Genomic DNA, 12,153 nt, shown 5'->3' on the forward strand with positions numbered 1-12,153 from the left:
GATTCTTTATCTTTTAAGCAGGCTCTGACCAGCAGCACGATCTTCTCCAATCCCCTTTTCCCTTTGATTTCATCAAAACAGCGGTAAAACGGAGGCTGCTCCTTCCTCTTATGGAATTTTGGAATTTTTGCGCAACTTGAAGCCTCCATTGCCCACTCACGTTCCTACTATGAAACTCCTTCTCCCGTTGCTGCTGCTCTTACTGGCATGCCCCTCTATGACCAACGCCCAAACCAAAACCGATAAGTGGCTCGCCCAGCTCCTTCAGAAAAACCCGGAAAAATTCGGTAAGCTGCTGCAACATCCTGAGAAATACGAGATCCAGATCATCTACACCCAGATTGACCGCGACAAGAACAACAAACCGTCTTTCAAGACCTTCCAGTACCAGGTAAACCCGCAGCAATATTTCAACCCAGCCAGCACGGTAAAGCTGCCGGCCACGCTCATGGCCTTGGAAAAACTTAACACCTTGCAAGTGCCCGGCCTTACGAAGGAAACCACCATGCTCACCGACAGTGCCTACCAGGGCCAGACCAAAGTGTTGGCAGACCCTACCTCGGCCACCGGTTTCCCCTCCGTTGCCCACTACATCAAGAAGATCCTGGTCACCAGTGACAATGACGCCTACAACCGCCTGTATGAGTTCATTGGCCAGGAGCCGCTCAACGAAGGCCTGAAAGCCAAAGGCTATTCCAGTATCCGCTTGCCCATTCGGTTGACCACTTTTCTGCCCATAGAGCTGGACCGGTACACGAATCCGGTGCGTTTTCTGGAAAACGGCCGCGTTCTGTACCAGCAGGGCTTGGTGAAAAGCAGCAAGGACTACAAGAACCCCACCCCTATCCTGAAAGGGATTGGAAACTACACCAATGACGATAAGCTGGTGATGGAACCCCGCGATTTCGCCTATTCCAACACCTTTGCCTTAGATGACCAGCACCTGATGCTGCGGGCCGTGCTCTTCCCCGAGTCAGTACCGGAGCAGCACCGTTTCCGGTTGACACAGGAAGATTACCGGTTCCTGTACCAATACCTGTCGCAGTTGCCCCGTGAGACATCGCATCCTGCCTATGCCGAGAAAGAATACCCAGACGCTTTTGTGAAGTACCTGCTGTTTGGCGGCCCCACCCGAAAAGAGCGTATCCCGGCCAATATCCGCATCTTCAACAAAATCGGCCAATCGTTCGGGTACCTCACCGACAATGCCTACATCGTTGATTTTGATACTAAGATAGAATTCCTGCTCAGCGCCACCGTACACGTGAACGAGGACCAGATCTACAACGACGGCAAATACGAGTACGACTCCATCGGGTTCCCGTTCCTGCGCGACCTGGGCCAGGTGATCTACGACCATGAACTGAAACGCAAACGGAAGCACGTGCCTAACCTGAGCACCTTCCAGCTGCAGTACGACAAATAAGGTTTAAATTGAAAAGAGGAGGCCCGGGCTACAATGCAGCCCGGGCCTCCTTTTTTCTTTAGCAAGCTGCGGGTTAGCGGCTTCCTGTGGAACTTCCTTCTACATTTCCCCCGTCTTCCACGCTGATGTTGCCTCTGCGGCCGCTGGCGCTCGGAACCACGCCCGGGCTATCTTCAATGTAGCTTGGGTCATCGTTCACATCCGTGGGCAAGGGAAGTTTGCCAATCGCCTCGGGCACCCGGCCCGCCTCTGGTTGGTTGCTTTCGGTGTTCTGGTTGTTTTCCAGGTTTTTATTTTTCTCCGTACTCATATCTATTCCGCTTAAGTGAAAAATCATTTCCTTATAAATACGGGAAACCAGCAGAACAGATACCTGAAACCTTCGCGCATGGAAGCTAGCCCAGCCACCTGAAGGGCATTTCTGCCTCGTTTTAGCCAAAACAGGCATTCATCCTTCTTTCTAAAAATACCCTAAAAACAGGAAGAAGCCAGTGGCAGGTGACAGGCGCTGGGTTAGAACGTCAACGCCTCGCCAATGGCCAGGCATTTCAGTTTTCCGGGAATTGCGCCCTGGCTTTCTAGCTTCTTTATCCATCTCAGGGGCTCTCCAAAGGGTTCATCAGACAGGTCAAAAACACCATAGTGCATGGGCACCAGGGAACCTCCTTTCAAATCTTTAAAGGCTTGCACCGCTTCCAGAGGGCTCGTATGGCTGGGCTGCATGATGAAGGCAGGCGAATACGCCCCAATCCCCAAAAGGCAGGTGTCTATCCGGGGAAACAGCTGCTGGATCCCCTGGAAGTGCTGGTCATAGCCTGAATCGGCCCCGAAGTACAGGGTGTGCTTCGGGGTCTGCAGCATAAAGCTTCCCCACAGAATGCGGTCATTGTCCAGCAGGCCACGCTTGTGCCAGTGGTAAGCAGGCAGGAAATACACCTCAGGCGCATCTTGAGGCAATTGGTACTGCTGGTACCACCCGGCTTCCTGAATAGGGGCGTTGGGCACCCAGCTTTGGAGAAGCGAACCCATGTTAAGGGAAGTCAACACCGAAAAAGCATGCGTTTTGTGCAGCTCTTTCAGACTTTCCTGGTCACAATGGTCAAAATGCCCATGCGACAGCAGCACGTAATCAAGAGGCGGCAGTTCCTGGGGCGGGACCGGGAACGGGACTTTCCGTTTGATAAAGGAAACGTCATAGAACACTGGGTCGGTCAGGAAGGTCACGCCGCTTAACCTGATAAAGAAAGTGGCATGGCCCAACCACACCAAGCCATCTTGGGTGCTATTGAGGAAAGGCCGCGGGTCTTTCACCTCCGGCAGCCAGTCATCTTGCTGCTTCTCTTCTTTCTGAGGGTTTTTAGTCAGTTTCCAGCGCAAAGCCAGCTTCATGGAATGGTCTGCCTGCCTGAATTCATTCTGGAACCTGCCGTTCCTGCTTCGGTTGCCCGGCCAATCCTCTCTGATGGTAGGTAGCTGGGGATTATAGATGAACTGATCTGCCATGAGATATTTGCTGGGCCAGGCCAGGGCTTCTGATGAAGCCAAGACCTAGGCTATTCATTCCTAAAAAAGTTAAGATAGATGATTCTTCCGGTACTCCCCACCCTTGGGGGCCTGCCACAATAAAATCTTAGGTCTGCTTGCTTTCGGCTTATTTTTTCACAAAATTATATATGAATTATTCCAAATACTCTTAATTCTTACCACATGAAAAATCTGTACAAAGTACTCCTGTTCTTCTGCGCTTTTCTTTGCCTGGAGGAAGAACTGGCCGCACAGAGCCGGCAAATTTCCGGCCGGGTCTTGTCTACGGCAGATGGGTCGCCAGTCATTGGGGCCAGTGTGATTGTGAAAGGCAGCACCGCCGGCACCAACACAGATGCCAACGGCAATTATACGCTTTCTGCTCCGCCGGCGGCCACCACCCTGGTGGTTTCGTTTATAGGGTTCACTTCGCAGGAGGTGCCTATCAACGGGAGAAGCTCCATCAATATCTCTTTGCAGCCCGATGTGCAGCAACTGAATGAGGTGGTGGTCACTGCCTTTGGCCGGGAGCAGGAAAAGCGGACGCTGGGCTACTCGGTGCAGGAAATAAGCGCGGAGCAGATAGAACAAACCCAGCACCCCAACGTGGTGAACGCCTTGCAGGGCCGCGTGGCGGGGGTGCAGGTATTGGGCACGGGAGGCACGCCCGGAGCCGGTTCACGCATCCAGATCAGAGGCATCAACTCGCTGAACCCGGGGGCCAACAACCAGCCTCTGTTTGTGATAGACGGTATTCCCATCAGCAATGAAACCATCGCCGGTAACCAATTGCCCAGCGCCGGCACCGTGGCTACCGCAGAGGCCGGCGGAAACGAGCAGTCGTTTGCCTTCACCAACCGGGCCGCTGACATTAACCCGGACGACGTGGAAAGCATGACGGTTCTGAAAGGAGCCGCCGCCACGGCACTATATGGGATCAGGGCGGCCAACGGGGCTATTATCATCACCACCAAAAAGGGGAAAGCCGGGGCTACTTCGGTAACTTTCAGCTCCAGTTACGGTTTTGACAACATCAACAAGACGCCTGAATACCAAACCCGGTACCGCGAAGGCCTGGGCGGAAGACTTAGATATACCTCCGCAGGCGCTCCCAACCGGTTCCAGACCTTTGGTCCGGTGGTGACGGATGAGCCTTTCTATGACAACTTCAAGAACTTTTTCCAGACGGGCACCCGGTTTGACAACAACGTGAGTGTGTCCGGGGGAAATGAGAAAGCTACTTTCCATACCTCGGCCTCCCACTTTAACCAGGTAGGAATTGTGCCTAACTCAGACTGGGCCCGTACCACCGTCAAGTTAGGCGGAATGGTCAACGTCTCCCCTAAATTCGGAGTAACCGGTACCGTGAGCTACAGCCAATCAGGCGGCAACAAAGCTGCCTCCGGGGACAAAGGCATCATGTCTGCGCTTACCTACCACACCCCCACCTTTGACGTGAATGACTACGTCAACCCCAACGGGACCATGAAAGTGTATGCCCCGGGGGTGATTGACAACCCCCGCTACCTGGCCGAGCACAGCACCCTGAAAGATGACGTGAACCGCATCATCGGGAACATCGGCTTCAACTATGACTTTATGCCCTGGTTGCGGTTCAACTACAAAATAGGGGCAGACGTGTACAGTGACAGCCGCCAACGGTTAGTGCCAGGCCCCATTTTCCCGGGTGCCCCTACCCTGGATATTGCCGCCGGCACCGGAGGATTCTTAATAGAGGAGCGGGTGAATTACCGTGAATTGACCTCCAACGCCTTTTTAACCGCAGAACATAGTTTCACAGATGATTTCCGGGGTTCTCTGATGTTGGGGAACAGCATTGAAAACCAATTCTCTGACATCCTGAATACCCGTGGCGAACGTTTCGGCGTGCCGTTGTTCTACCACTTATCCAACACGTCTAACATCTTCACCTCCAATGCCATCAGCGAACGTCGCGTGATAGGAGCTTTCTTTGACGCCCGGGTTGATTACAAAAACATGCTGTTCCTGAACGTGACCGGCCGTAACGACTGGACGTCTACCCTGCCTAAAAAGAGCCGCTCTTTCTTCTACCCTTCGGTGAGCACCAGCTTTGTCTTTAGTGAACTGCTGGGCCTGGAAGACAACCGGTTCCTGAACTATGGAAAATTGCGGGCATCGTGGGCTCAGGTGGGGAAAGATACGCAACCTTACCGGGTGGGCACTTACTTTGGGTCCGCCACTGGTTTCCCCTTTGGGTCTAGAAGCGGTTTTGCGGTAAGTACCACCCAGGGTTCCCTGGAGCTGAAACCTGAGAGAACTACCTCCATTGAATTTGGGACTGAATTGCAGTTCCTGCAGGGGAGAATGGCAGTAGACGCTACCTGGTATAGAGCCAATAGTAGTGACCAGATCTTGTCTATTCCTACCAGCGTTACCTCGGGGTTACTGAACTACATCAGCAACGCCGGCGAAATCCAGAACACCGGGGTGGAGTTGCTCTTGTCAGGTTCCCCTATCAAAACCAACAACTTCAACTGGGAAGTGATCGTGAACTGGTCGCGGAACCGCAGTGAGGTGGTCTCCATCAATGAGGCGGTCAGTGAAATCATCTTCCAGGATGACCGTATCATGAACAAGCTGGTGGTAGGCGGTTCAGCCGGTGATCTGTATGGGCGGGTATTCAACCGGGACGCCCAGGGCCGCCTTATCATTGGCGCCAACGGCTTCCCCATTTTGAGTCCTGCAGCCCCGCTGGTGAAAGTAGGGAACGCGCTCCCAGACTGGCAAGGCGGCATCACCAACACCATCTCCTTTAAAGGAGTAAGCCTGACCGCCCTGCTGGAGGTTCGCCAGGGCGGCGATGTGTATGATGTGAGCATGCGGAACCGTATCAGGAACGGCATTGACGTTAGAACCCAATACCGGTATGAGCAGGTTATCTTCAACGGGGTAAAAGCCAATGGGGAACCCAACACCACGCCCGTTGTCCTGGATGAAAACTTCTACAGAAACACCGGCGGCTACAATGATGCCGCAGATGTGCTGTTGCAAGACGCTTCCTGGGTACGCCTGAGAAACGCCCAACTCGCATACACCCTGCCCACCAGCCTCATCGGGAAAACCCCCTTTAAATCCATCAGGGTCCATGTAACCGGTAATAACCTGTTCCTGATCACGCCCTTTGAAGGTTTTGACCCTGAGACGCCCACGTATGGCGCGGGCAGCAACGCCCTGGGCTATACCGGGTATGGCATTCCGGCCGTCAGGAGCTATGTTTTTGGTTTGAACATCACCCTTTAATTCATTGATGATGCTTACTTTCTCTAGACGATATATCACCATGGGCTTGCTGGCCTTGCTTCCCATGGCTGGCTGCGATTCTTTTCTGGACATCAACGATGACCCCAACCGGGCGGCGGCGGTAAGTTCAGATGCTTTGCTTTCCCCCATTCAGGTCTTTACCGGAACTGCCCATTATGAGCTTGGGCTGCACACCAGCCTTTTCGCGCAGCAGATGGCGGCCTTTGCCTCTGGTCCGCAGCAGTTTGACCGGCACATTGACGTGCGGAGCAACAGGGCCTGGAACATGATTTACCTCAACAACCTCAACAACCTGGATCTGCTGGTGAAGCAAGCCTCCACCGAAGGTTCTTCGCATTACGTGGGCATTGGGAAAGTCTTGCAGGCCCTGAACCTGGGGCTGCTGGCGGATAACTGGGGAGCGGCTCCTTTTTCCCAGGCTTTTCAGGGCGCCGCAGAATTCACCCCCGCCTATGACCAGGAAGAGCAGCTGTACACCACCATCAATAAGCTATTAGATGATGCCCTGGTAGAACTCAAGAAACCCACTTCTACCCTGCGGCCTGGCGCCGATGACCTCATCTATGGGGTGGTGAAGCCAGGCGTGACCACCGCCCCAACCCAGGCCGTACAGATAAGCCGGTGGATCAGAGCCGCCAATGCGCTCAAAGCCCGCTATGCCATCCATTTGGTGGAGAAAAACGGCGTGGCAGCCGCTAATACCGCGCTCACCTTTGTGGCCCAAGCCTTTACGTCCAACGCAGATGACTTGGAGATCCTGCACAATGACCGCAACCTGAACCCCTGGAACCGGGAGATTGCCATTGGAACCACTACCGGTAACTTTATCATAGCTCCCTCCCTGACCCTGATCAACCTGATGAACGGGCTCACCTATGCTGGTCTGGTAGACCCTCGCCTGCCCTTCATGGCAGACAAAGGAACCTCTCCGGACAATTACCTGGGGTACAAAAACGGGGCAGGAACAGGGGGCAACACCAATTTGACGGCCAATACCTTCTATGCCAAACCAGCTTCGCCGCTTATGATGGTTACCTTCAGCGAGATGAAGTTCATTGAAGCCGAGGCCCGCTTTCTGGCCAATGGCGGTACCCGTACCTCCAGGGGCAGCACGGCCCAAGCTTACCAAGCTTATCTGGACGGAATCAGAGCGCATATGGACAAACTGGGAGTTCCTTCCGCTCAGGTTCAGGCTTATTTGACACATCCGCAGGTGGCGGTGGGAGCTGCCAATCTCACGCTGAGTCTGATCATGAAAGAAAAACTCATCGCGCTTTACCTGAACCCTGAAGCCTGGGTAGACGTGCGCCGCTATGACTACTCACCGGCTATCTATCCTACCATGGAGCTTCCTACAGAGCACAACCCTGCCTTGAATGGCCAATTCATCAGGAGAATTCTATACCCAGAGTCTGAGGCCGCCCGCAATGCAGCGGAAGTAACCAAGGTGACCAAAGGCTTGGCTGAGAAAATGTGGTGGGATCAATAATGACTTAATTTCCAGAAAACATGAAGAAAATAGCTTTCTATCTCTGTGGGTTAGCCCTGAGCGGTCTGTCTTTGACGGCCTGTTATGATGAGCCCGATTTTATTGCCGACAATACCACTCCTACGGGAGTAGGAAGTGCCCCGGTGAGCGCCAATGAATTGTTTGACTTGGCTACCAATACGGCCATCTCTACCGCCAACAATGCCAACACCAGGCAATACGCGCCGGGTACCGAGATCAGATATGAACTCCAGTTCTTCTCTGAATCTCCGGTAAAAGAAATAAACGTGTATCAAACGGTGGGCGCTGGCGCCAGAACCAAGGTAAAAACCTATCCCTACGCGCCAGCTTTCTCCAAGGTTGACCGCACTGATACCCTGGTGGTTTCTTATACTGTTCCACAGGCTCCGCCTGAAACCAACGTGAGAATTGAAACCGAGGTCCTGAACCAGAACAACCTGAACGTAATCAGAACCTTATGGATCAGAATCAGACCATAAAATTCCACCGCAGTTAAAACAAAAGGGCTTCCAGGTAGGAAGCCCTTTTGTTTTAGGGGTATTTTCCAGGAAAGAAACAGAAAACGTGATTCCTGAAGATGGCCCCGTTGTGTTTACCAGCCCTTTCTTTAAAAAAAGCCAGTAAATGAATATTAATGGAAGAACAGGTATGCCAGCCAAATTGCGGCCACAATGCCCACTAAATCAGCGATGAGACCACAAACCACCGCGTAACGGGTTTTCCGGATGCCCACGGAGCCAAAGTACACTGCAAGAATGTAGAACGTGGTCTCGGTGGAGCCTTGGATCACAGCGGCCACATTGCCCACAAAGGAATCTACGCCGTAGGTTTTCATGGCATCTACCATAAGGCCGCGGGCACCGCTGCCGCTTAAAGGTTTCATCAGGGCCACCGGTAAGGCCGGCACGAAATCAGTGTTGAAGCCCAGCCAGGCAAACAGACTGCCAATACCCTGTACCAGCAAATCCAATGCGCCGGAAGCCCGGAATACGCCAATGGCCACCAACATGGCCACCAGGTACGGGATAATGGAAACCGCTACCCCAAAGCCTTCCTTGGCTCCTTCAATAAAGGACTCATACACGTTCACCTTCCGCACGAGGGCCAGGGTGATAAAGGAAATGATCACGGAGAAAAGGATGATGTTACTGGCCACCGAGGAAATCAAAGCAATGCGTTCCTGGGAGATGGTGCTGAAATAATAGATCAAGCCGCCAATCAGACCGCCCAGCGTACCCAGGTACAAAAGCACCACTTTATCCAGGAGGTTGATGCGCTGGTAAATGGCCACGGCCAGCAAACCACCCAACAGCGAGAAGAACGTGCCCAGCAAGATAGGAATGAACACCGCTGACGGGTCTACCGAGCCCATCTGCGCCCGGAAAACCAACACACTGATAGGAATAAGGGTCAGGCCTGCGGTATTGAGCACCAGGAACATGATCTGGGCGTTGGAGGCGGTGTCTTCACTGGGGTTCAGTTCCTGCAGTTCCTTCATAGCCTTGAGGCCCAGCGGAGTAGCGGCGTTGTCCAGGCCCAGCATGTTCGCGGAGAAGTTCATCAGGATAGAACCGAAAACGGGGTGATTCTTGGGTACTTCCGGGAAAAGACGGTTGAAGAAAGGCCCCACGGCCTTCGCGAAAATAGCGATGATGCCGCCCCGTTCCCCTACTTTCATCAGACCCAGCCACAGCGTCATGACCCCGGTTAACCCCAGGGAGATCTCAAAACCGGTTTTGGCGCTGTCAAAGGTGCTGGCAACTACTTTCTGGAAAACCTCAACATCCTGGAAGACAATGAGCTTGAAGAGGGCAATGCAGAAGGCGATCAGGAAAAACGCCACCCACAGATAATTTAAAATCATGCGAGATGAATGAGTGATTGAGAGAAGTTGATTGACTGATTATTGGAGGGAAGAAATGGAGGTTTTGGCAAAAGTTGCCTAGGCCCGTTTCTTCTCCCTATTTCAGGCATAACCGACCGAAAGATACACAGCCGGAAAATAAAAACCGCAGGTCTGTCTACCCAGTCCTGCGGTTTCATATTAGGATACATTTCTATCCTTTATTTTCAGCCCCGGAGAGCCTTTGCTCGTGAAGTTGTTTTAAGGCTTATTTTTAGAAAACAGGCTGAATCAGTCAAGAAAGAGGAGCAATTCCAATGAAGCTTCCGTCACTCACTCACTCACTCACTCACTCACTCACTAAATCCGCTCTACGCCTAGGCCGGGTTTGCCGTTGGGGCGCATGATGCCGTTCTCCAGCAGGAAGCCTCCGGAAACCACGTCCCGGGCCAGGTCAAGACTGCCGTCCAGGTCAATGTAGCGGGTGTTGGCGCAGGAGAAGGCCGCGTGTAATGCGGCACTGATGCTCACAATGCTCTCGTCGTTGCAACCCCACATGAGGTCAATGCCGGCCTGTTGGGCAATAGTCGCGATCTGACGAGCCGCATACACGCCCCCACACTTCATGAGCTTGATGTTGTAAATACCACAAGCGCGGGGCTTACCGGCCAACTGGAACGCATCAGATGGAGTAAGCAACGACTCATCAGCGGCTACCAAGTCTTTAACCGAATCTGGCAGTTCACGTAAATCATCAATCATGGGAGCCGGCAGCGGCTGCTCAATCAGTTCTATGTCCAGCTTCTGGGCCTGGGAACAGAAATTGGCCAGGTCATAGGAGGTCCAACCCTGGTTGGCGTCAATCCGGATGGTGACGTGGTGGCCGTGGGCCTCGCGCAGTTTCACCAGGCGCTCCAGGTCCTGCTCCACCGTCTCCCCCACCTTCACCTTCAGGTGCGTGAAACCCCGGCCCACATATTCCTCGGCCTCCGCCAGGGTCTCGGCTACGGATTTGATCCCGATGGTGATGGAAGTGGGCAATGATTCCAGGCGTTGACCCAGGAAGGTGACTAACGGTACCTGCAGGAACTTGGCAAAAAGGTCATGCAGGGCGATGTCCAGGGCGGCGCGGGCGGCCGGGTTGCGGGGCAGGCGCTGCGGAAGCTCATCGCAGAGCCGCTGAAAACTGCGGAGGTCCTGCCCCAGAAGCCAATCCAGGTTTTCGGGCTGTAGCACGGCTAGGGTCTCCGCGAGTTTCTCGCCCACCACTTCGGTGCTGGGGTTGCCGGTGCCCAGCCCGGTCAAGCCATTTTCGGCCACCAGCTCCACCACCACATTCTCTACTGCAGATACAGTCTTGAAGGCAATGGTGTAGGGCCGGGTTAATGCTAAATCAGCTTTCCAGACGTTGATGGCGGTGATTTTCATACGGCCTCCGTCTCCTTCACCACTTCCTGCTTGATAAGGTCAATGATCTGGTCTACCCCGTCTTCCAAGGGAAGCACCACCGGCAAGTTCAACTCCTCCTGGTATTGCTTCTGGTAGGTCCGGGCCTCTTCCAGAGACAGACCGGCGGTGTTCAACGTCACCGCAATCACCTTGGAACCATACAACCTGATGAGTTCGATCTCAGTGGAGATGGGCGGGATTTTGAAACCCAGCTCCTCGTTGTCATCAAAGTAAATGCGAGCCGGGGCGTGTTGCAGTACCACGTATTTCATCTGGCCCGAAACCAGGTACTCAGAACCGCAGGGACCGCTGGGGTTGCGGAGCGCCGCCTGCCCTTCCACGAAGAAGACATCAGGTTTATGCTCGGCGTAGCTGGTCAGGATAGCGTGCTCCAGTTCCCCAGATACGAAATCATTGTAAGTGGAGTCCAGGATGAAGCCTTTGCCCCGGCCTTGCATCCAGCCGGTTTGGCCGGTGAAGATCATCTGGGCCTTGAGGCCCGCCGCCTCTGCTGCCTGGGTGAGGAGACGTGTGGTGGTGCGCTTGCCCATGCGCACGTCGGTGCCCAGTACGGCCACCCGTGGTGCTGGCACGTCTTTGATTTTACCGGTCCAGAAATGGAGTTCGCTTTTGGGCTTTGGTTTGCGCACGTCAATGAGTTGCACCCCGTGCTCCTGCGCCAGGGCGGCTAGGTCAGGCATGTCGCTCAGGTACTCGTGCAGGCCGCTCACAATGTTCATTCCTTCTTTGATGGCCTCGGCAATGGTTTGCTTCATGCTGGCCGGTAGTTTGCCACCCTTTGGGGCAATGCCTACCAGGCAGTAGTCTGCCTTTTGGGGGCTTTTTTGCAAAAACTGGCTTAAATCAGCGTACACCGGAATGTTCCGTTTTTTCCCGTCTACCACTTCGCCGGCGTCTTGCCCGGCTGAATTCTGGTCAATGACCCCTACAATCTGAAAACGCTCGGTGCCCCTGATGAGGCCGTGCGCGGTTTTGGCGGGGAATTGGTTTAGCAAACCATTGGTGAGGATAATGGCATTTCCGTCCATTGAGAAACTGAGGTTAAAAGAAGTGAATAATTTGTTAGTTAAGGTATTG

General features: G+C 53.7%; 9 protein-coding genes. 4 read left to right on the forward strand and 5 right to left on the reverse strand.

The genetic code is table 11. The annotated features are described in order from the left end of the window. Nucleotides 1-169 precede the first annotated feature (169 nt). Nucleotides 170-1,426 carry a serine hydrolase gene (locus tag FOE74_RS10295; protein WP_149098510.1) on the forward strand — a complete coding sequence of 419 codons (1,257 nt, stop codon included), beginning with the start codon at nucleotides 170-172 and terminating at the stop codon, nucleotides 1,424-1,426. Between the two features lie 73 nt (nucleotides 1,427-1,499). Here FOE74_RS10295 and FOE74_RS10300 read toward each other — a convergent pair whose 3' ends face one another. Together FOE74_RS10300 and FOE74_RS10305 are read right to left on the reverse strand one after the other, a co-directional pair. Then, nucleotides 1,500-1,736 carry a hypothetical protein gene (locus FOE74_RS10300; RefSeq protein ID WP_149098511.1) on the reverse strand — a complete coding sequence of 79 codons (237 nt, stop codon included), beginning with the start codon at nucleotides 1,734-1,736 and terminating at the stop codon, nucleotides 1,500-1,502. A gap of 203 nt (nucleotides 1,737-1,939) precedes the next feature. Next, the gene (locus FOE74_RS10305; RefSeq protein ID WP_149098512.1) at nucleotides 1,940-2,971 is read right to left on the reverse strand and encodes an MBL fold metallo-hydrolase; all 1,032 of its coding nucleotides are present in this window, start codon (nucleotides 2,969-2,971) and stop codon (nucleotides 1,940-1,942) included. A 162-nt stretch (nucleotides 2,972-3,133) separates the two neighbouring features. Here FOE74_RS10305 and FOE74_RS10310 point away from each other — a divergent pair, with 162 nt between their 5' ends. Genes FOE74_RS10310 through FOE74_RS10320 form a run of 3 tightly spaced genes read left to right on the forward strand, consistent with a single transcriptional unit; the run spans nucleotide 3,134 to nucleotide 8,242 of the window. Then, nucleotides 3,134-6,232: a SusC/RagA family TonB-linked outer membrane protein gene (locus FOE74_RS10310; protein WP_149098513.1), complete on the forward strand. Its 3,099-nt coding sequence runs from the start codon at nucleotides 3,134-3,136 to the stop codon at nucleotides 6,230-6,232. A gap of 7 nt (nucleotides 6,233-6,239) precedes the next feature. After that, nucleotides 6,240-7,742 (forward strand): SusD/RagB family nutrient-binding outer membrane lipoprotein, encoded by a 1,503-nt coding sequence (locus tag FOE74_RS10315; protein ID WP_149098514.1) that lies wholly within the window; start codon nucleotides 6,240-6,242, stop codon nucleotides 7,740-7,742. 20 nt (nucleotides 7,743-7,762) lie between these two features. After that, complete coding sequence (locus FOE74_RS10320; protein ID WP_149098515.1) at nucleotides 7,763-8,242, forward strand: hypothetical protein; 480 nt, start codon at nucleotides 7,763-7,765, stop codon at nucleotides 8,240-8,242. A 152-nt stretch (nucleotides 8,243-8,394) separates the two neighbouring features. Here the strand turns inward: FOE74_RS10320 and FOE74_RS10325 are convergent, their stop codons facing one another. From FOE74_RS10325 to FOE74_RS10335, 3 genes are all read right to left on the reverse strand, one after another. Next, nucleotides 8,395-9,627 carry a nucleoside recognition domain-containing protein gene (locus FOE74_RS10325; RefSeq protein WP_149098516.1) on the reverse strand — a complete coding sequence of 411 codons (1,233 nt, stop codon included), beginning with the start codon at nucleotides 9,625-9,627 and terminating at the stop codon, nucleotides 8,395-8,397. A 339-nt stretch (nucleotides 9,628-9,966) separates the two neighbouring features. After that, nucleotides 9,967-11,034, reverse strand: coding sequence for a mandelate racemase/muconate lactonizing enzyme family protein (locus FOE74_RS10330; RefSeq protein ID WP_149098517.1), 1,068 nt, complete (start codon nucleotides 11,032-11,034; stop codon nucleotides 9,967-9,969). Next, on the reverse strand, nucleotides 11,031-12,104 hold the full coding sequence (locus FOE74_RS10335; protein WP_149098518.1) for a DUF1611 domain-containing protein: 1,074 nt from the start codon (nucleotides 12,102-12,104) through the stop codon (nucleotides 11,031-11,033). Before FOE74_RS10335 ends, FOE74_RS10330 begins: the two co-directional genes overlap by 4 nt. Nucleotides 12,105-12,153 lie beyond the last annotated feature (49 nt).

This window comes from Rufibacter glacialis (assembly GCF_008271745.1).
Taxonomy (GTDB): domain Bacteria; phylum Bacteroidota; class Bacteroidia; order Cytophagales; family Hymenobacteraceae; genus Nibribacter; species Nibribacter glacialis.

Excerpts from the sequence above, each read along its gene's own strand:
- FOE74_RS10310 (WP_149098513.1), top strand. The coding sequence starts at position 3,134 with ATGAAAAATCTGTACAAAGTACTCCTGTTCTTCTGCGCTTTTCTTTGC.
- FOE74_RS10315 (WP_149098514.1), top strand. The coding sequence starts at position 6,240 with ATGATGCTTACTTTCTCTAGACGATATATCACCATGGGCTTGCTGGCC.
- FOE74_RS10295 (WP_149098510.1), top strand. The coding sequence starts at position 170 with ATGAAACTCCTTCTCCCGTTGCTGCTGCTCTTACTGGCATGCCCCTCT.
- FOE74_RS10330 (WP_149098517.1), bottom strand. The coding sequence starts at position 11,034 with ATGAAAATCACCGCCATCAACGTCTGGAAAGCTGATTTAGCATTAACC.
- FOE74_RS10300 (WP_149098511.1), bottom strand. The coding sequence starts at position 1,736 with ATGAGTACGGAGAAAAATAAAAACCTGGAAAACAACCAGAACACCGAA.
- FOE74_RS10320 (WP_149098515.1), top strand. The coding sequence starts at position 7,763 with ATGAAGAAAATAGCTTTCTATCTCTGTGGGTTAGCCCTGAGCGGTCTG.
- FOE74_RS10325 (WP_149098516.1), bottom strand. The coding sequence starts at position 9,627 with ATGATTTTAAATTATCTGTGGGTGGCGTTTTTCCTGATCGCCTTCTGC.
- FOE74_RS10335 (WP_149098518.1), bottom strand. The coding sequence starts at position 12,104 with ATGGACGGAAATGCCATTATCCTCACCAATGGTTTGCTAAACCAATTC.